The 16,964-nt window shown below is 71.1% G+C and carries 21 protein-coding genes, 1 tRNA gene and 1 riboswitch; of the genes, 9 read left to right on the forward strand and 13 right to left on the reverse strand.

Annotated elements, in window-relative coordinates; genetic code table 11:
- Positions 1–12 precede the first annotated feature (12 nt).
- The 3 genes from DEW08_RS09285 (at position 13) to DEW08_RS09295 (ending at position 1,661) form a co-directional block, all read left to right on the forward strand.
- The gene (locus DEW08_RS09285; protein WP_109326491.1) at positions 13–264 is read left to right on the forward strand and encodes a 2TM domain-containing protein; all 252 of its coding nucleotides are present in this window, start codon (positions 13–15) and stop codon (positions 262–264) included.
- A 7-nt stretch (positions 265–271) separates the two neighbouring features.
- Positions 272–562, forward strand: coding sequence for an acylphosphatase (locus DEW08_RS09290; protein ID WP_109326493.1), 291 nt, complete (start codon positions 272–274; stop codon positions 560–562).
- 103 nt (positions 563–665) lie between these two features.
- On the forward strand, positions 666–1,661 hold the full coding sequence (locus tag DEW08_RS09295; RefSeq protein ID WP_109326494.1) for a hypothetical protein: 996 nt from the start codon (positions 666–668) through the stop codon (positions 1,659–1,661).
- Positions 1,662–1,738: 77 nt separating this feature from the next.
- Here DEW08_RS09295 and DEW08_RS09300 read toward each other — a convergent pair whose 3' ends face one another.
- The 6 genes from DEW08_RS09300 to mgtE form a co-directional block, all read right to left on the reverse strand.
- A complete protein-coding gene (locus tag DEW08_RS09300; protein WP_109326495.1) occupies positions 1,739–2,203 on the reverse strand; it encodes a hypothetical protein in 465 nt (154 codons plus the stop codon).
- 44 nt (positions 2,204–2,247) lie between these two features.
- Positions 2,248–2,691 (reverse strand): PaaI family thioesterase, encoded by a 444-nt coding sequence (locus DEW08_RS09305; RefSeq protein WP_109326496.1) that lies wholly within the window; start codon positions 2,689–2,691, stop codon positions 2,248–2,250.
- 49 nt (positions 2,692–2,740) lie between these two features.
- Positions 2,741–3,538, reverse strand: coding sequence for a thiazole synthase (gene thiG / locus DEW08_RS09310; RefSeq protein WP_109326498.1), 798 nt, complete (start codon positions 3,536–3,538; stop codon positions 2,741–2,743).
- Positions 3,539–3,550: 12 nt separating this feature from the next.
- Positions 3,551–3,766: a sulfur carrier protein ThiS gene (thiS, locus tag DEW08_RS32220; RefSeq protein WP_109326499.1), complete on the reverse strand. Its 216-nt coding sequence runs from the start codon at positions 3,764–3,766 to the stop codon at positions 3,551–3,553.
- Positions 3,763–4,962 (reverse strand): glycine oxidase ThiO, encoded by a 1,200-nt coding sequence (thiO, locus tag DEW08_RS09320; protein ID WP_109326502.1) that lies wholly within the window; start codon positions 4,960–4,962, stop codon positions 3,763–3,765. The genes thiS and thiO overlap by 4 nt, the downstream gene beginning before the upstream one ends.
- Positions 4,955–5,060: riboswitch (TPP riboswitch) on the reverse strand. It overlaps the preceding gene by 8 nt.
- Before the next feature lie 73 nt (positions 5,061–5,133).
- Positions 5,134–6,564 carry a magnesium transporter gene (gene mgtE, locus DEW08_RS09325; RefSeq protein WP_245986542.1) on the reverse strand — a complete coding sequence of 477 codons (1,431 nt, stop codon included), beginning with the start codon at positions 6,562–6,564 and terminating at the stop codon, positions 5,134–5,136.
- A gap of 352 nt (positions 6,565–6,916) precedes the next feature.
- Between mgtE and DEW08_RS09330 the strand changes: the two genes are divergently transcribed.
- A complete protein-coding gene (locus tag DEW08_RS09330; RefSeq protein WP_109326507.1) occupies positions 6,917–7,219 on the forward strand; it encodes an STAS domain-containing protein in 303 nt (100 codons plus the stop codon).
- A gap of 119 nt (positions 7,220–7,338) precedes the next feature.
- On the opposite strand, the gene DEW08_RS09335 is transcribed toward DEW08_RS09330, so the two are convergent.
- Positions 7,339–7,423: transfer RNA gene (locus tag DEW08_RS09335), tRNA-Leu, on the reverse strand.
- Between the two features lie 252 nt (positions 7,424–7,675).
- On the opposite strand from DEW08_RS09335, the gene lipB reads away from it, so the two are divergent.
- A complete protein-coding gene (gene lipB / locus DEW08_RS09340) occupies positions 7,676–8,293 on the forward strand; it encodes a lipoyl(octanoyl) transferase LipB (RefSeq protein ID WP_245986625.1) in 618 nt (205 codons plus the stop codon).
- Here the strand turns inward: lipB and DEW08_RS09345 are convergent.
- The 5 genes from DEW08_RS09345 to DEW08_RS09365 all read right to left on the reverse strand — a co-directional run bounded on the left by DEW08_RS09345 (position 8,290) and on the right by DEW08_RS09365 (position 13,026).
- Positions 8,290–8,823, reverse strand: coding sequence for a hypothetical protein (locus DEW08_RS09345; protein WP_245986544.1), 534 nt, complete (start codon positions 8,821–8,823; stop codon positions 8,290–8,292). The two genes, lipB and DEW08_RS09345, sit on opposite strands and share 4 nt — an antisense overlap.
- A 98-nt stretch (positions 8,824–8,921) precedes the next feature.
- Positions 8,922–11,012: a DUF4139 domain-containing protein gene (locus DEW08_RS09350; protein WP_109326510.1), complete on the reverse strand. Its 2,091-nt coding sequence runs from the start codon at positions 11,010–11,012 to the stop codon at positions 8,922–8,924.
- A 167-nt stretch (positions 11,013–11,179) separates the two neighbouring features.
- Positions 11,180–11,419 (reverse strand): hypothetical protein, encoded by a 240-nt coding sequence (locus tag DEW08_RS09355; RefSeq protein ID WP_109326511.1) that lies wholly within the window; start codon positions 11,417–11,419, stop codon positions 11,180–11,182.
- A 16-nt stretch (positions 11,420–11,435) separates the two neighbouring features.
- Complete coding sequence (locus DEW08_RS09360; RefSeq protein ID WP_109326512.1) at positions 11,436–11,618, reverse strand: hypothetical protein; 183 nt, start codon at positions 11,616–11,618, stop codon at positions 11,436–11,438.
- A 181-nt stretch (positions 11,619–11,799) separates the two neighbouring features.
- Positions 11,800–13,026 carry an ISAs1 family transposase gene (locus tag DEW08_RS09365; protein WP_109326513.1) on the reverse strand — a complete coding sequence of 409 codons (1,227 nt, stop codon included), beginning with the start codon at positions 13,024–13,026 and terminating at the stop codon, positions 11,800–11,802.
- Positions 13,027–13,172: 146 nt separating this feature from the next.
- On the opposite strand from DEW08_RS09365, the gene DEW08_RS09370 reads away from it, so the two are divergent.
- From DEW08_RS09370 to DEW08_RS09380, 3 genes are all read left to right on the forward strand, one after another.
- Positions 13,173–13,886 (forward strand): response regulator, encoded by a 714-nt coding sequence (locus DEW08_RS09370; RefSeq protein WP_109326528.1) that lies wholly within the window; start codon positions 13,173–13,175, stop codon positions 13,884–13,886.
- A gap of 116 nt (positions 13,887–14,002) precedes the next feature.
- Positions 14,003–14,605 carry a 2-hydroxychromene-2-carboxylate isomerase gene (locus DEW08_RS09375; RefSeq protein ID WP_109326529.1) on the forward strand — a complete coding sequence of 201 codons (603 nt, stop codon included), beginning with the start codon at positions 14,003–14,005 and terminating at the stop codon, positions 14,603–14,605.
- An 89-nt stretch (positions 14,606–14,694) separates the two neighbouring features.
- Positions 14,695–15,678 (forward strand): potassium channel family protein, encoded by a 984-nt coding sequence (locus DEW08_RS09380; protein ID WP_109326530.1) that lies wholly within the window; start codon positions 14,695–14,697, stop codon positions 15,676–15,678.
- A 28-nt stretch (positions 15,679–15,706) separates the two neighbouring features.
- Here DEW08_RS09380 and DEW08_RS09385 read toward each other — a convergent pair whose 3' ends face one another.
- Positions 15,707–16,600 (reverse strand): LysR substrate-binding domain-containing protein, encoded by an 894-nt coding sequence (locus DEW08_RS09385; protein WP_109326531.1) that lies wholly within the window; start codon positions 16,598–16,600, stop codon positions 15,707–15,709.
- Between the two features lie 170 nt (positions 16,601–16,770).
- Between DEW08_RS09385 and DEW08_RS09390 the strand changes: the two genes are divergently transcribed.
- Positions 16,771–16,932 carry a DUF1127 domain-containing protein gene (locus DEW08_RS09390; RefSeq protein ID WP_245986546.1) on the forward strand — a complete coding sequence of 54 codons (162 nt, stop codon included), beginning with the start codon at positions 16,771–16,773 and terminating at the stop codon, positions 16,930–16,932.
- Positions 16,933–16,964 lie beyond the last annotated feature (32 nt).

A 16,964-nucleotide genomic window follows, 5' to 3' on the forward strand; every position in this document is an offset into this window, starting at 1 on the left:
AGGACGTCCGAAATGGACGCCCCCGAAACCGCGGTCCCCGAAACCACAGCGGATCGGTCCGGCCGCCGGCGGCTGAGGGGTTTCCTCAACCATCTGATCGCCTATTTTGCCGTCATGGTGGTGATCGTGCCGGTCAACGCCATGACGACGCCGAACGATCCCTGGTTCCTCTATCCGCTGATCGGCTGGGGGGCGCCGCTCGCCATCCATGCGGCCTTCGCCATGGGCCTGTTCGGCGGCAAGGGGGCCGGCCGGATAGGGTGAGGGCGGGATGGAGACGGACGGGCGCAAGGCGGTGCGGGCGATGATCCTCGGCCGCGTGCAGGGGGTGTGGTACCGCGGCTGGACGGTGCAGACGGCGACCGCCTTCGGGCTGAGCGGCTGGGTGCGCAACCGGGCCGACGGCACGGTGGAGGCGCTGTTCGCCGGTCCGGCCGGAACGGTGGACCGCATGCTGGCCGCCTGCCGCCGCGGCCCGCCCGCCGCGGTCGTCACCGACATCGTGGTGGAGCCGGCCCCCGACCCTGGCGATCGCCCCTTCGAACAGCGCGCGACCGTGTGAGCAGGCGGCGTGACGGCCGCTCCGGCGGGCGGAATTAGGACTCCGTTAGCCATGCCGGCCTAGGCTGGCTCTCTCTGGCGGAGTCCGGCGTGGGGAGGGGGCGGTGATCGGCAATGATCTCGCATCGATGAAGAACATGCTGGCCGGCGTCTTCACCAAGGCCGCCGAGGCGAAGGAGAAGGCCGCCGGCAAAACCGACAAGGCGGATGCGGCCAGGCCCGGGTCCGATGCGAGGCGCGCCGCCAATGCAACGCCAATGGACCCCGCCGATCCCGCCGTCCTGCTGAGTTCCAACCTCCAGGACCTCAGCGGCCGGCTGCGCGGCATGGCCGAGGGGGCGAGCGGCCGGGCGCAGGACGGGATCGCCCGGGCCGGCGATGCGCTCGACCAGATGCAGGGCATGCTGGAATACAACGACGCCTTCGCCGACCAGCTCGACCAGGTGATGGAGGCGATGGGCCGCGACCTCGGCCGCATGCTCTCGGCCCTCGGCCTCGGCGAGGAGGAGGCAGGGGAGGCGGTCAAGGGCTTCGCCGGCCGCTTCGGCGAGGACGAGCGCCGCACGGCCACCCACCTCGCAAACGCCTCCGCCGGCGGGACGAGTGCGCTGGCCGCGGGAAGCGAGCTGCATCACGAGCGCACGGCGGTCGCCGTCGAGCTGCGCAACGTCGAGCTGACGCTGGAGCAGGGCGGCAAGACGCTGACGGTCAGCCTCGACCGTTCCAGCCTGTCGATGGAGCGGACCGCCGAGACCGCCTTCACCTCCACGGACGGCCGCTCCACCGTCGCGGGGGCGGAGCGCAGCGCCACGTCGCTGCGGGCGGAAAGCCAGGGGCTGACCATCCGGGCCGACGGCTTCAGCGCCGACGAGCTGGACGCCATCACCAGGACCCTGCAGACCGCCATGTCGGCGCCGCCGCAGGGGCTGGAGGGCGGAGCCGTGCTGACCCCGAAGAACGCCCCGCGGGAGGGAGAGCCGCTGCATCTCTCCCTCGACCTCAAGGCCCTGCTGACCACCGCCTTCGGCGACAAGGGCGCCAAGGCCGCGGAGTCGATGGGCAAGGACATCCGCAAGCAGGGCTTCGACGTCAGGATCTGAGGGATCGGGGACGCCGGCGGCGGCCCCCGCCGTCACGGCCGGACATCCTCCGGCCGCGACGGCGGGGGTGCCGGGCCTCACATCGTGGTCGCGCTGCAATAGGCCCAATCGTCGCCCTGCAGGCCGAAGAAGGCGACGGTCGGCTTGCCGCTGCTGCGGTCGATCACCGCGCGGAAGCGGCTGCCGGTGCAGGAGCCCTGGGCCTGCTTCTGGAACGGCACCTTGACGTGCTTCGACTTCAGGCAGCTCTCCGACAGCTTCGGCGGGGTGGCCGGGCCATCCACCTTCTTGCCGTTGAGGACCAGGTAATAGTTGGTCGCCTGGCCGCCGCGCACGTCGGCCTTCACCTCGATCTTGCCGAAGCGGGACTTGTAGAGGCCGGCATCCTGCTCGCCGTCCGGGGCGCCGGGTGGGATGGTGCGGAAGGAGACCGCGGCGCAGGCCGGCGGCTCCTTCTTCTGGGCATGGGCCGGAGCGGCGAAGGCGACGCCGAAAGCGGCCGCGGCCAGCAGGGCTGCGGCGGTGGTGCGGTTGCGCGTCATCGAACGAGAACTCCCCACGGAAGTGATGGACGTCCCGCGGCCCTTCAGGCCTTGGGCATCTGACAGAACACGGTCTGCTGCATCAGGGCGCAGAGCTTCTCCTCGCCCTTCTCCAGCATCGACACCTCGACCGTGGTGATGACCAGGGTGCGGCCGGGCTTCACGACGCGGGCACGGGCGATCATCACCTCGCCCTTGGCGGGGGACAGCAGGTTGACCTTGAACTCCACCGCCAGCACCTCGCTGCCGGCCGGCATCAGGCTGTAGGCGGCATAGCCGCCGGCATTGTCGGCCAGGGTGGAGACCATGCCGGCGTGGAAATAGCCGTGCTGCTGCGTCAGCTCCTCGCGGAAGGGCAGGCGCATCTCGCAGAAACCGGGCTCCACCGCGGCCAGTTCGATGCCAAGCGTGCGGACGATCGGCTGGCGCTCGAAACTGGCGAGGCAGCGGGCCTTCCAGTCGGGGTCGCGGGGGTCGAAGGTCGCCAAGGCTGCTCGCTCCTGCCTGTCGGTCGGGGAGGGCCAGAGTGCGTCAGCCTCAGCTTCCGATCAAGCCGAGTTGCGGACTGGACGGCTCGGCGAAACCGCGCACCGGGATGCGCCCGGCCAGCCGGGCGGCGCGGCCGGCGGCCACCGCGTCGCGCATCGCCGCCGCCATCCGCACGGGGTCGAGCGCCTTGGACACCGCGCTGTTCAGCAGGACGGCGGCGCAGCCCAGCTCCATCGCCAGCGCCGCGTCGGACGCGGTGCCGATGCCGGCGTCCAGCACCACCGGGACGGGGCTGCGGGCGCAGATCGTCTCGATGGCGTGCGGATTGCGGATGCCGAGGCCGGAGCCGATGTAGGAGCCGAGCGGCATCACCGCCGCCGCCCCCAGGTCGGCCAGCTTGCGGCAGGTCACCGGGTCGTCGTTGCAGTAGGGCAGCACGGTGAAGCCGTCGGCCACCAGCTCCGCCGTCGCGCGCAGCAGCTCCTCCACGTCGGGATAGAGCAGCTCGCGGTCGCCGATCACCTCCAGCTTGATCCAGCCGGTGCCCAGCGCCTCGCGGGCGAGCTGGGCGGTCAGCACGGCCTCCCGGGCGGTCAGGCAGCCGGCCGTGTTGGGCAGCAGCCCCAGCCGGTCGCCGAAGCGCTGCGCCAGCACGTCCACCAGGCTCTCCGAATAGCCGTCGAGGCTGATGCGGCGGATCGCCAGCGTGGCGAGTTCGGTCCCGCCGGCGGCCAGCGAGTCCAGCATCACCTGCTGGTTGGGATAGCCGGCGGTGCCGAGGAAGAGGCGCGAGCCGAAGCGGCGGCCCGCGATGGTCAGGACGTCGTCCTGCGCGTCGATGGTCATGGGAGGAATCCTTCAGCCGCCCTGCAGGGGGCGGACGATCTCGATGCGGTCGCCGGGGGCGAGCGGGGTTTCGGCCCAGCGGCGGGCGGGGACGACGGCGCCGTTCAGGGCGACCGCGACCCCGCGCGTCCCGGCGGCGATGCCGCGGGCGGCCAGCAGGGCGGCGACGGTGGGGGTGTCGGGCGGCAGGGCCTCGTCCCGGCCGTTGATGTGCAGCGTGGCGGTCATGCCGGCAGCTCCGTTCCCTGGGCGTGCTCCCCGGTGGAACGCTCCGCCGTGAAGCGGTCGATGGCGAAGGGGCGGATCAGCGGGTCGGTCTCGCCGGTCAGCACCAGCCGGGCGACGGCGTCGGCGGTCACCGGGGTCAGCAGGATGCCGTTGCGGTGGTGGCCGGTCGCCAGCACGAGCCCGTCCACCGCGCAGGCGCCGAGGATCGGCGCGTCGTCCCGGCTGCCGGGGCGGAAACCGGCCCAGCTCTCCTCGATCGGCAGTTCGGCGATGCCGGGCAGGGCGCGGTAGGCGCCTTCCAGCAGCGCATATTGGCCGCCGGCCGTCAGCCGGTCGTCGAAGCCGCGCTCCTCCGTCGTGGCGCCGATCAGCAGCCGGCCGTCCAGCCGCGGGATCAGGTAGGTGCCGGGCGTCCAGACGACATGGCTCAGCAGCGCAAAGCGCGGGTCCATCCGCAGGCAGAGCATCTGCCCCTTCACCGGCCGCACCGGCGGGCGGGCGGCGGGGGGCAGCCCCTCGATGCGGCCGGACCAGGCGCCGGCCGCCAGCACCACCCGGTCGGCCGCGACCAGCCGGTCGCCGATCCGCAGGCCCACCGCGCGCCCCTTCTCCACGGCGACGGCGGAGACCTCGACGGACTCGTGCACGATGGCGCCGGCCGCCAGCACGGCGCGCTGCAGCGCCGCGGCGAGCTTGCGGTTGTCCACCTGATGGTCCTCGCGGCAGTAGAGCGCGCCGGAGACGCCGGGCTGCAGATAGGGCTCGCGCCGCCGCACCTCGGCCCCCTCCAGCCACTCCACCGGCAGGCCGAGCCCGCTCTGGAAGCGGTGGAGCACCCGCAGCTTCGCCAGATCGTCGATGGTCGTCGCGATGACCATCGTGCCCTCGCCGCGCAGGTCGACGGACAGGCCGGACGCCTCCTCCAGCTCCGCCGCGAAGGAGGGCCACAGCGCCTGGCTGGCGCGGGTGAGGGGAAGGAGCGGCTGTTCGCCCGGCTCGGTCTCCACGCAGGCGGCGAGCATGCCGCCGGCCGCGTGGGTGGCGCCGCGGCCGGCGGGGCCGCGGTCGAAGACCTCGACCCGGCAGCCGGCGGCGGCCAGCCTCCAGGCGATGGATAGGCCGATGGTGCCGGCGCCGATGACGGCGACGGAGGGACGGGAAACGGATTGAGGACGTAAAGACGGCGCGTCGATCATGCGTCGGCTCCCTTCGCTGGCATTATCCAGACAGGTTCGATGGGTATGATCTCAGCCGCACGGGACTCAATCCCCGCGCAGCACCCCAAGCCAATGCACGCACTGTCGCGGGACGGCGCCCGCGATGCAAGCGGAAAGTGCGCCTGCACTCCCTAAAGTAGAATGCTCCCCCTACAGCAGGAAGGCGGAGGCCAGCCCCAGGAAGGCGAAGAACCCGATGACGTCGGTGACGGTGGTGAGGAACACCGCGCTCGCCACCGCCGGATCGACGTTCAGCGCCTTCAGCCCCAGCGGGATCAGGGCGCCGGACAGCCCGGCGATCACCAGGTTGATGACCATCGCCCCGGCGATCACCAGCCCGATGGTCGGGCCGTACCAGAACCAGGCGATCAGCCCGACCATCACGGCGAAGACCAGCCCGTTGATCAGCCCGACCAGCGCCTCCTTCCCCACCACGCGCGGCGCATTGGCCGAGGACAGCTCGTGCGTCGCCAGGGCGCGCACCACGACGGTCAGGGTCTGGGTCCCGGCGTTGCCGCCCATCGAGGCGACGATCGGCATCAGCACCGCCAGCGCCACGATCTGGGCGATGGTGCCCTCGAACAGCGAGATGACGCCCGAGGCGACGAAGGCGGTGGCGAGGTTGACGGTCAGCCAGCCGACGCGCGACCGGGCGATGGCGCCGATGCCGCTGAACACGCCGGTGTCGCCCGCCCCGCCCAGCTTGCGGATGTCGTCCTCCGCCTCCTCGTCGATGATGTGGACGACGTCGTCGACGGTGATGACGCCGATCAGCCGCCCGCCGGCATTCACCACCGGGGCGGAGACCAGGGCGTATTGGCGGAAGAGGTTCGCCACCTCCTCCTGGTCCGTGGTGGCGGGGATGACGTGCAGGTCCTGCGTCGCCAGCGCATCGATGCGGGTGGAGCGGTGCTGGCGCAGCAGCCGCGACAGCGGCACCGCCCCGACCACCCGGTAGAGCGGATCGACCACGAAGATGTCGTAGAAATCCTCCGGCAGCTCGTCCGCCGCGGCGCGCAGATAGGCCACCGTCTTGCCGACCGTCCAGAACTCCGGCACCGCGACCAGCGCGCGCTGCATCAGGCGGCCGGCGGTGTACTCCTCGTAGGCCAGATTCTCCTGCACCAGCGCGCGGTCGGCGGCCGGCAGGTTGTCCAGGATGCTCTGGCGGGTCTCCTCGTCGAGATCCTCGATCAGGTCGACGGCGTCGTCGGTGTCGAGTTCCGCGACCGCGGCGGCGAGCTCCTTGGGCTCGAACCGCTCGACCACCGATTCGCGCAGATCGGGGTTCAGGTAGGACAGCACCTCGCCGTCGAAGCCCGGGCGCAGGATCTCGATCAGCGCCTCGCGCTCGTCGGGGCCGATCTGCTCGATCAGGTCGGCGACGTCGGCGGCGTGCAGCCCGTCCAGCGCGATGCGCACCGCGTCGGCCCCGCCGGCGCGCAGATGCTCGACGACCTCCTGCACGAAGTCGGGCTCGACGCCGTAGGGCCGCTCCTCCTCGCCGTCCTCGCGGGGCGGCGGGGCACGCTCCGCCCGCCGGCGCGCGTCATCGTCCGGATCGATCTCCGGCGGGAGCACCGGCGCCCCGTCGGGTCGGGCACCGCTGATCTGGGGTCGGTGTGCATGGGACACCCTCCCTTCACGATGAGCAACGGGGGACGCATGGCAACGGTCCAACAACAGGACGGTCGGCCAGGACGAACCGGCGTTTGCAGGTTGGGGAACGATACCCCGGCCGAAAGGGACGGGGCTCGCCCCCCGAGATATAGGCGGATCGCCGCCAAGTCCAGCGCTGCGGGCGGCGGAGGCGGCCTCCCCGTGCCGGGCCCCGCATTTGTCCCCGACCGGCGGCCGGGGGCGGGCCTTGCGCCGGGCGCGCGCTTCATGGTCCATGGTCGGCAGACGCCAAAGCGCCCGGACGGATCGGTCGATGGAGTATGCGCTCGCCAAGGTCCAGGGGGAGGACGGGATCATCCTGTCCGGCCGCTTCACCTATGACGACGGCGGGCGCTTCCATGCCCTGCTGGCGGATTGGGACTTCGCGGCGCGGCCGGTCCTGCCGCTCGACCTGCGCTACCTGACCTTCATCGATTCGGCGGCCATCGGGATGCTGTTCATCCTGGCCGGGCGCTGCCGCGAGGCCGGCGGCCATGTCGCCGTCGCCAACGCCCAGCCGCAGGTCCTGCGGACCCTGCGCCATGCGGCGCTGGACACCTGGTTCGAATTCCGCTGAGGACGGCCGTGCTGACGGCGGCCGTCGCGGCTGCCCGAGCCCGGAAAAGCGAAACGGGCCTTGCGGCCCGTCTTTCATCGCCTGACTTGTTGCCTGTCACTCCGCCCCGGGAGGGAGAGTGGTGCGGTCGAGAAGACTCGAACTTCCACGGGTTGCCCCACAGCGACCTCAACGCTGCGCGTCTACCAATTCCGCCACGACCGCACGAGGCTGGTAGACCCGATGTCGCTCACCGCGTTCATCGGGTGGAGCGGGGAAATAGCAGATCCCCAGGGGGCGATCAAGCGATACAATCGCCTCTGCGAAAAAAAACGACACGAGCCCCCAGAACCCCCGATGAGCTTCCTTCCCGACACCGCCGCCATCCCCACCGCCGTTCCGGCCGCCATCTCCACCGCCGCCCCCGGCGACGTCCAGTGGCTGATTTCCGACGAGCCCGTCGCGTACCCCGACGCGATGGCCTTCATGGAGGCGCGGGTGGAGGAGATCCGCGCCGGCACGGCGCCCGAACTGGTCTGGCTGCTGGAGCATCCGCCGCTCTACACCGCCGGCACCAGCGCCCGCGACGAGGATCTGCTGCAGCCCGACCGCTTCCCCGTCTACCGGACCGGCCGTGGCGGCCAGTTCACCTATCACGGGCCGGGCCAGCGCGTGGCCTACGTCATGCTGGACCTGAAGAAGCGCGGCGCCGACCTTCGCGCCTATGTCCGCGACCTGGAGGAGTGGATCATCCGCACGCTCGCCAGCTTCAACATCAAGGGCGAGCGGCGCGAGGGCCGCGTCGGCATCTGGGTGGACAAGGGACCCTATGGCGGGCTGAAGGGGCAGGAGGACAAGATCGCCGCCATCGGCGTCCGGGTCCGCCGCTGGGTCAGCTTCCACGGCATCGCGCTGAACGTCGAGCCCGACCTGTCGCATTTCGGCGGCATCGTGCCCTGCGGCATCTCCGAGCATGGCGTGACCTCCATCGTGGCGCTCGGCCACCCGGTGATGATGGAGGACGTCGATTCGGCGCTGATCGCCGCCTGGGGCGAGGTGTTCGGCGATCCGGCCGCGAAGGCGGGGGAGGGCTAATACCGGCCCGGCGGCGTCCCGCCGGGCTTCGCGCCGGCGCCCGCGGCCGTCTCCGGCTGGGCGTCGTTCAGCACCCGGGCATCCTCGTTGGTGATGGACAGCACGGTGCAGCTCGTCGCGTCGCCGTCGCGGAACAGGTAGATCAGCTTGCGGTCGGCCTTCTTCTGCGGATCGTGCAGGTTCAGCCCGTGGCCGAAGGCGACCCCCAGCACCTCGCCCTTGAAATAGGCGCGGAAGCGCAGCGGCATCAGCTCGCGGAACCGCCGGGCGGCGCAGTCGCGGCTGAGATCCTTCTCGAACCTGCCGGCCCGGCGCCAGTCCTGGGTGGAGCGGATCGTCACCCATTGCGGCGGCAGCGCGAAGGAGGTGATGGGCGGCGCCAGCGGCAGGTCCCGGCCCGGCGGCACCGGCGCCATGTGGTCCGGCGCCGTCCGTTCCAGCGGGCCCTTCGCCGCGGCCGGCGCGCCGGCCAGGAGGGCGAGCAGCGCCGCCGCGAGGGCGGCCGGAAGGCCGGAGCGCCGCATCGTCATCACCAGCCCGCCTCCGCTGCGACCATTGTCCCGCCCCGCTTCCCGCCGCCCTCCGATCCCTACGCGCGACAGCTTGAGAAAAGGTTGAAGCCGCGGCCTCAGAGCCGCAGGCCGCGCACCTGGTCGGTCAGGGTCCTGCGCGCCGCCTCGACCTCGCCGCGGGCGGCGGTCAGGCTGCGGGAGAGGCCGTCCAGCCGGGTCTCGATCTCGCCCATCTTGGCCAGCGTGCGCTTCTGCAGGTCGCTGCCGTTGGGCAGGGCGCCGAGATTCTCGCGCAGCCGCTCCTGCTCCTTCACCTGTTCGGCCTGCTCGCGCTCCAGACCGGCGACGCGCCGCTCCTTCTCCGCCAGGGTGGCGCGCAGGGCGCCGACCCTGCCCAGCGCCTCGCGCACCGGGGCGGGGAGCTGCGGCGCGGCGGCCAGCGCCACGATGCGGTCGGGGTCGAGATCGGTCAGCACCATCCGCTCCTGCCGCGGGCGCTCGGTCACCACGGCCAGCGCGACGGTCTTGCCCGCCGGGACGGCGACCGGCAGGCGCCAGGCGCCGGGCGTGGCCTCCACCGTACCCCCGGCCGCCGGCCTGGGCTCCACCAGATCCCAGCCGCCGCGCCGCGGATGCTCGATCACCACGCTGCGGTCCTCGCGGGCGCCGGCCAGCGTGTAGGTGGTGGTCTGCCGCTCGGTCACGGTGAGCTGCAGAACCCCGTCGGCCAGCGTGGCGCGCGACAGCGTCTCGTCCGGCCGCTCCGCCCGGTCGATGGTCAGGTCCTGGTCCACCGCGAAGGACAGCATCCGCTTCTCGCCGGCCGGCAGGGTCGCCATGCGGGCGTCGCCGACGAAGGCGGCGCCGGCCGCGGTCTGGTCGAACAGCGTCAGCACCCCGGGGGGAAGCGCGCCGCCGGTATCGTTGTCGAGCCGGACGGCGGCCAGCGGATGGCGCGGCTGGACCGACGGCTGGTAGAGCGCGATCCGCTCGGCCGGCAACGCCTTGGCGGCGATCGGCATCATCAGCGTGCCGCCGTTCGCCACGCTGACCGGCTGGGGATAGCGGAACAGCACCTGTGCCGTCGCCGCCGTGCTCTCGGCGGCCAGCGGGACGGCCGGCGGCGGGGCGGCGTAGCCCTGGGCGGGGGCGCCCATCGCCTTGGGCGCCGGAGCCATCGTCGGGGCGGGCATGCCGGGGGCGGGCGGGGCGGCCTCCGCCATGCGGGCGCGCGACTGGTCGGCGGTGCCGACCTCCACGCCGCCCTCGTCCGGGCGCGGCAGCACGCGGCCCAGCACCTCGACCGGCACCTCCGGCCGGTTGACGAAATAGGCGGTGTAGAGCGCCTGGCGCAGCGTCACCGGATTGCCCGACACCACCGTCAGGTCCACGTCGCGCCAGTCCTCGCCGCTCAGATTCTCCAGCACCGCCCAGCCCTGCAGGGCGCCCTGGCCGGTGCCGGCCTTCGGCAGGGTCAGGCGGTAGGTCGCCTTCCACAGCGGGGCCGCGACGACATAGCCGACGCGCACCGTGCGCTCGCCGCTGCCGGTGACGCGGACGGTCAGCCGCCGCCGCTCCTTGCGGGTGCCCTCGGCCATCGCCGCCAGCGCACGGTCGAGCTGGGCCTGCAACGCCGGGTCGGTGAAGCGCAGCCCGTCGGCATCCTCCAGCACGAGCTGGCGCAGCCCGTCGCCGGTCATCAGGCTGACCCGGTGGCGCGGCACCGTGCCGCCGCCGTCGGGGAGCTGCACCGTCTCCTCGGTCACTGACAGCAGCCGGCCCGACAGCGCCCGCGCGCCGCCCACCGTCACCTCCGCCCCGCGCAGGGCGTTGAGCAGCGCCGTGGGCGAGCCGAGATCGTCCGGCGACACCGGCAGCTCGCGGAAGGCGGTCTCCAGCGGCTCCGGCCCCGGCAGCCCGATGGTTCCGACCCCGCCGGTCTCGTCATAGACGACGATGCTCTTCAGCACGTCGTCCACCTGGTCGCGCCGCACCTCCAGCGCGAGGTCCGAGTCGCCGCTGACCCGCGCCTCCAGCTCGAAATAGCCGACGCCGCCGGTCGACAGCAGCACCCGCTTCAGCGCGAGCCGGCCGGCGGCGGTGCCTTCGGCGGTGCCTTCGGCGGCTCCGGCGGCGGCTCCGGCGGCGGCATGCGCGGTCAGCGCCAGCAGACTGGCGGCGGTGACGAGCAAGGCGGTGCGGATCATCGGCAATCTTTCCCCCTGGGGTTGCTGCGAACCATGAGCATGGCCGCAGTCCTACCCTCTGAATAGGGAAAGATGATGGCACCGCCGTGCAACCTTTGCGACATGGCGGTCTTGCGGTGCTGCGGCCCGACGATGCGGCGGCGTCGCGGCGGATGGGCGGGCGGGCGTCAGTCGGCCGCCGGATGCTCTCCCAGCCAGCGGCCCATCATCTCCTGCCACAGGCCGGTCCGCCGGGCGGGCAGCGGGATCACCGTCGCCGGTTCCGGCCGGCCGGCCGGCCGGTGGGCGGCGCAGCGCGCGGCCAGCGGAACCGTCGGCCGCTCCGTTCCCTGCCGGCGCACCGCCTCGCCCGGCCGGGGGGACCGGTCGGCCGTGACGCTGCGGCAGGCGGGGCAGATGGGCGGCACGGCGGCGTCTCGTCCGTCAGTGCCCGCCGATGGAGCGGGCGGAGTCGAGATGGCGGCGGGCCTCGCCCAGCAGCATGCGGTGCTGGGCGAACTGCTCGCGCAGCGGAACCTGGTGGTGGTACAGCCGGACCTCGCTCAGCAGACGATCGGCCCGGTCGAGAAGCGCGAGGCGCTCAAGGCACTGGTCAATCTTCGACATGATCTTCGGTCTCCCCCAATTCCGACGCTCGAAGTAAAGACGGGGGATGTGTCGCCAGCATGTCAGTTTCCGGGTTTTTTGGTTTCGGTGCGGGTACCGCACATTTCAGCCGGATCAAGCGATAGACCCTAAACCGGTGGCAGGTTACCGCCCTGTAACCGATCAGGGCTCCGAATCCAGGTTAACGGATTTTGGCGGCAAGGATGGCGTCGAGGTAATCGGTGTCCCATCCCGCCAGCTTTCGTCGGAGCTTGATGCTTGTCGCTTTGGGTTTGGCCGGTTTTTTGGTGGCGCGCCGCAGTCCCGAGCGCGGCCGGGCGGGTTCCTCGGCCTTGCGGACGAGATTGATGGCGAAATGGCGGACGACGGCCATGTTCTGAGCGCCATGTCCCTTGCGCAAGCGGGACTGGTCGTCGGTGAAGACGACGTCGAGAACCCAATGCAGCCGGTTCTCGATGCCCCAATGCCCCCGAATGGCCTCAGCCGCTGCCTGGGCGCTCAGCGTGGCGGAAGAAACGTAGTAGCGGGTGTCGAAGCGGCAGCGGTCCTTCAACTCGGCTTTGCTGCCAACCCGAATGATCGAGGCGACGGCGGGCAGACGCACCTCGCCGGGGAAGCGGCGCTCGCCGGTCAGCCAATCGACCTCGCGGGCGACCGTGACCGTGCGCTGCTCGATCCGGCCATGGCCCTTGTCGATGTCGGTGGCGTGCTCGAGGGCCACGTCCGGGGCCTCGGCGAAGTAAGTTTCGATCTCATCGCGCAGGGTCGGCTGGTTGGCCTTGACCGCCAGCAGGTAGTCGGCCCCGGCGTCGCGGATGGCTTGGGCGATGGTGGCGTTGCAGGCGATGGCGTCGATGGTCACGATCGCTCCCGTGAGGCCGCCGTCGGCCGCTAGGCGCTCCAGAAGAACGGGAATGGCCGCGAGTTCGCCAGCCTTGTCTTCGACGGCTTCCTGCCCGAGCACCAGACGGCTGGTGGTGGCGAAGGCCGACACCAAGTGGAGAGGGGCTTGAGCGCGGCTGCGGTCATGGCTGCGCCGCGAGGTCTTGCCGTCGATGGCGACAAGCTCGGGGCGGTCGGGCCAAGCCTCGCGCACCCAGGCTGTGAAGCAGTCCTGGAACAGGCACGGGTTGATCCGGTTCATGAACACGGTCAGCCAGCGTCCGCTCGGCACCCCGTGATGGTAGGGCTGAAACCGCCGCAGAAAATCGAGCCGGGCTTCGCCCCACGCTGCGATCGCCTCATAATCCTCACAATCGGCGATCGTCCCACAGACCGCCAGAAGCAGAATCTCCGGCAAGGGATAGGCCACCCGCCACGGATCGCGCGGATCGTCGATCAGCGAAAAATGATCCAGCAGCGCCTTCAGACGCGATTTCTGACCAAATTCGGCTGCGATGGAACTCATGGCACGGCACCCCCGATCCGGTTCGGCCCCACCGAATCAGAAACCGTGCCGTTCGTAAACCAGCGTTAACCCGACTTCGGAGCCCTGTGTAACCGATTGCACATAGCGTAAGCGTGGGTTAAGAAGGATGGGGGGAGGTAACGGGCATGCATATTCTTGCGATCGACGACGATGAGCCGGTGCGCGATCTGCTGGAATCCTACCTGACGGCGGAGGGGTATCGTGTCACGACCGCTCCCGATACCGCGTCGGCGAAGGAGGCCCTGACGGGCGATCCGGTCGATCTCGTCGTGTGCGATCTGCGGCTGCCTGACGGCGACGGTCTGGGACTGGTCCGTCATATCCGCTCCGAAACACAGATCCCGGTGATCATCCTGTCCTCGAAGGACCAGGACGTCGACCGTATCGTCGGGCTGGAGCTGGGTGCCGACGACTACCTCACCAAGCCCTTCAACCCGCGCGAGCTGCTGGCCCGCATCAAGGCCGTGCTGCGCCGCGTGTCGGGCGACGGCCGCCCGCCGCGCAGCGCCGACGACCTGCGCGCCGTCGTGCAGTTCGCCAATTGGGAACTCGACCTCACCGCCCAGCGGCTGCGCGCCCAGGACGGCCGCGAGGTGGAGCTGACCAAGGCGGAGTTCGGGCTGCTCGCCGCCTTCGTGAAGCGGCCGCAGCGCGTGCTGACGCGCGACCAGCTTCTCGACCTGACGCGTGCCGACGGGTCGGAGGTGTTCGACCGCTCCATCGACGTGCTGATCCTGCGCCTGCGCCGCAAGATCGAGTCGAACCCCAAGGAACCGCGCCTGATCAAGACCGAACGCGGCGCCGGCTACGTCTTCGACACCAAGGTGCGCGCCATCTGAACCCGGTCTGCAACCAGGATGCCCGCCGGGCATTCGCGCCGGGGCTGCGGAACTGGACGCCGGCCCCGGGGGCAGGCTAGCCTTTCCGGAACCAGAACACCGGGAGGACAGCGCCGATGGCCGAACCGATCGATTTCTATTTCGACTTCGCCTCGCCCTACGGCTATTTCGCCAGCCTGCGGATCGACGATCTGGCTGCGTCGCATGGCCGCACCGTGCGCTGGCACCCGATCCTGCTGGGGGCGATCTTCAAGGTGACCGGCATGAAGCCGAACCTGCAGCAGCCCCTGCGCGGCGAATACCTGACCCACGACGTCGGCCGCATCGCCCGGCTGACCGGCGCGCCCTTCACCTTTCCCGACTCCGCACCGGTCAACGGCGTCGCCGCCTCGCGCGCCGTCTACTGGCTGACCGACGCCCATCCGGAGCAGGCGAAGCTCCTCGCCCGCCGGCTCTACCACGCCCATTTCGCCGAGGGGCGCGACATCGGCCCGGCGGAGACGGTGGCGGAGATCGCCGCCACGCTGGGGCACGACCGCGCCGCGGTGCTGGCCGCCCTCCAGGATCCGGAGGTCAAGGACCGGCTGCGGGCGGAAACCGACGGGGCGGTCGGGAAGGGCGTCTTCGGCTCCCCCTTCTTCATCGTGGATGAAGAGCCCTTCTGGGGCTGGGACCGGATGGAGATGCTGGACCGCTGGCTGGCCACCGGCGGCTGGTGAGCGGGGAGAGGTGAGGAGCCCCTAAAATCCCTGCCTGTCCGCATCGCGGGCCGGTATAAGGGGCTATATCTTTCGCGCAAGCCGGACCCATGGACCAGACCGTTCCCGATCGCCGCCCGAAGGTCGCCGCGCCGGGCCACAGCCCGCGCAACCTGTCGAACCGTTCCTGGCTCAGCGGCATGGTGCTCACCGCCCTGCTGCAGGGACTGATCGCGCTGTCGATCCGCTCGGTCTCCAGCGACCTGACCTTCGTGCTGCTCGGGTCGGTCGGCCTGGTGGTCGGGGCCTTCCACTACCTGTTCCCCGGCAGCCAGTTCTTCACGCTGGCGCTGGCGAACTCGATCGGCGTCTACGCCTGCGTCTTCGTCTTCTTCCTGGAAAGCAACTTCCACAGCATTCCGTCGGCGCTGCAGGGCATCGCCTTCGTCCTGCCGCTCGCCGGCTTCCTCGGCGGGGCATGGTGGCGGGCCGCGGCGATCCGCAGCATCGTCATGTCGCGGCGGCTGCGCGACGGCGGGCATTTCGACCGGGTCATGCTGTGGATGGCACCGGTCTGGGGAATCGGCGCCCTGACCTTCCTGGTTCCCGGCCACGACTTCACGACCGAGGGGCTGAGCGCCCTGTTCCTGCTGTCGATGACGGCCATCGCACTGATCGTCACCTTCGTCGCCCGCGACATCGCCATCTTCCTGCTCGACGCCGGCATCCTGTTCGAGGGCTTCTTCCAGCAGGCGGCGCGGCTGGTGCTGCCGGCCTTCGCCTTCCTGACCTTCTATTCGCTCTGCATCATCCTGTTCGGCGCGCTCTACACCATCATGGACCGCTTCATGGTGGAGCCGAACTTCGTCATCGACGGCGTCCGGCGCGACCTGACCTTCCCGGAGGGCCTTTACTTCTCCCTCGTCACCTTCGCCACGGTGGGGTACGGCGACATCCATCCGGTGACCGGCCCGGTGCGGCTGATCTGCGGCATCGAGATCATCATGGGCGTGCTGCTGCTGCTCTTCGGCTTCAGCGCCATCATCGGCCACGCCAAGCCGGGCGACCGCCGCGACCACAACGACCCGCTGTAGCGGTCCCGCCCGGCGCCCCTCGCGGTCCCTACGCGGCGAGCGCCGGCATCGCCTGGGCCTCCTCCAGCAGCCAGGCGCGGAAGGCGGCGATCGACGGCCGGTCCTTCGCCGCCTCCGGACAGACGAACCAATAGCTGCCGGAGGATGCCTCGATCTCCGGGAAGGGGACGGCCAGCCGGCCGGCCGCGATGTCCCCGGTCGCCAGCACCCGGTCCGCCACCGTGGCCCCCAGGCCGGAGGCGGCGGCCTGCAGCGCCGGGTCCATCGCATCGAACACCGCGCCGCGGTCCAGCGCCTCGAACTCCGGCAGGCGGGCCTCCGTCAGCCAGCGCCGCCAGTCCTGCCCGCCGGAACAGCCGTGCAGCAGCGGGATGTGGGCGAGATCGGCGGGCTCGCGCAGCCGCTCGGCCAGTGCCGGCGGGCAGACCACCGTCAGCCGCTCCGGCTGGATCTCCACGGCATAGCCGCGCGGCGGCTCCGGGCAGAAGGCGATGGCGGCGTCGAACTCCTGCGGGTCCAGCTCATGCCCGCCGCGCCAGGCGACGGTGACCCGCACCTGGACGTCGGGATGCTGCGCCTGGAACCGGCTCAGCCGCGGCATCAGCCAGCGGATGCCGTAGGAATAGGCGACGCGGATGCGCAGGTCGCGGCCGCGGGTCTTCAGCCGGGCGGTGGTCTCGGCCATGCGGTCGAAGGATTCGGTCAGGACCGGCAGCAGCGCCCGCCCTTCCTCGGTCAGTTCCACCCGCCGCGTCAGCCGGCGGAACAGCGGCATGCCCAGCCAGTCCTCCAGCCCCTGGACATGGCGGCTGATCGCGCCCTGGGTGACGCACAGCTCGTCCGCCGCTTTCGAGAAACTCATGCATCGGGCCGCCGCCTCGAAGGCACGCAGGGCATGCAGGGGCGGAAGGCTGCGACGCATGGGGAAACTCCTGTAGCATGACTGAGAGTCATCGACTTTATGAGAAGCATTGGTTTGTCGGCAAGCCCGGACCTTGCCACCCTGCGGCTTGGCGAAGACACGCAGGGCAGGAGGCGGCCATGGACGGCATGAGCGGGATGCAGCGACGGACTCACCTGCGGGATGGCCGCTTGCCGCTGCTGGTCCGTCTGATGCGGATGCCGCGCCTGTGGGCGGAGCGGCGCGCCTACCGCAACCGCCTCGCCACCATGGACCCGCATCTGTGGGCCGACATCGGCCTGGACGAGCGGACCGTGCGGGAGGAGCTGGGCAAGCCCTTCTGGCGGCCCTGACCTCCCGCCCGCTCTTGCTGCGAGGAGGCCCG

The sequence above is a fragment of the Azospirillum thermophilum genome (genome assembly GCF_003130795.1).
Lineage (GTDB): Bacteria > Pseudomonadota > Alphaproteobacteria > Azospirillales > Azospirillaceae > Azospirillum > Azospirillum thermophilum.

What these genes read in the sequence shown, in the direction of transcription:
- DEW08_RS09285 (WP_109326491.1), top strand. Translation starts at nt 13, where the DNA reads ATGGACGCCCCCGAAACCGCGGTCCCCGAAACCACAGCGGATCGGTCC.
- DEW08_RS09290 (WP_109326493.1), top strand. Translation starts at nt 272, where the DNA reads ATGGAGACGGACGGGCGCAAGGCGGTGCGGGCGATGATCCTCGGCCGC.
- DEW08_RS09300 (WP_109326495.1), bottom strand. Translation starts at nt 2,203, where the DNA reads ATGACGCGCAACCGCACCACCGCCGCAGCCCTGCTGGCCGCGGCCGCT.
- thiG (WP_109326498.1), bottom strand. Translation starts at nt 3,538, where the DNA reads ATGACCATCGACGCGCAGGACGACGTCCTGACCATCGCGGGCCGCCGC.
- thiS (WP_109326499.1), bottom strand. Translation starts at nt 3,766, where the DNA reads ATGACCGCCACGCTGCACATCAACGGCCGGGACGAGGCCCTGCCGCCC.
- thiO (WP_109326502.1), bottom strand. Translation starts at nt 4,962, where the DNA reads ATGATCGACGCGCCGTCTTTACGTCCTCAATCCGTTTCCCGTCCCTCC.
- DEW08_RS09330 (WP_109326507.1), top strand. Translation starts at nt 6,917, where the DNA reads ATGGAGTATGCGCTCGCCAAGGTCCAGGGGGAGGACGGGATCATCCTG.
- lipB (WP_245986625.1), top strand. Translation starts at nt 7,676, where the DNA reads ATGGCCTTCATGGAGGCGCGGGTGGAGGAGATCCGCGCCGGCACGGCG.
- DEW08_RS09345 (WP_245986544.1), bottom strand. Translation starts at nt 8,823, where the DNA reads ATGACGATGCGGCGCTCCGGCCTTCCGGCCGCCCTCGCGGCGGCGCTG.
- DEW08_RS09350 (WP_109326510.1), bottom strand. Translation starts at nt 11,012, where the DNA reads ATGATCCGCACCGCCTTGCTCGTCACCGCCGCCAGTCTGCTGGCGCTG.
- DEW08_RS09360 (WP_109326512.1), bottom strand. Translation starts at nt 11,618, where the DNA reads ATGTCGAAGATTGACCAGTGCCTTGAGCGCCTCGCGCTTCTCGACCGG.
- DEW08_RS09365 (WP_109326513.1), bottom strand. Translation starts at nt 13,026, where the DNA reads ATGAGTTCCATCGCAGCCGAATTTGGTCAGAAATCGCGTCTGAAGGCG.
- DEW08_RS09370 (WP_109326528.1), top strand. Translation starts at nt 13,173, where the DNA reads ATGCATATTCTTGCGATCGACGACGATGAGCCGGTGCGCGATCTGCTG.
- DEW08_RS09375 (WP_109326529.1), top strand. Translation starts at nt 14,003, where the DNA reads ATGGCCGAACCGATCGATTTCTATTTCGACTTCGCCTCGCCCTACGGC.
- DEW08_RS09380 (WP_109326530.1), top strand. Translation starts at nt 14,695, where the DNA reads ATGGACCAGACCGTTCCCGATCGCCGCCCGAAGGTCGCCGCGCCGGGC.
- DEW08_RS09385 (WP_109326531.1), bottom strand. Translation starts at nt 16,600, where the DNA reads ATGCGTCGCAGCCTTCCGCCCCTGCATGCCCTGCGTGCCTTCGAGGCG.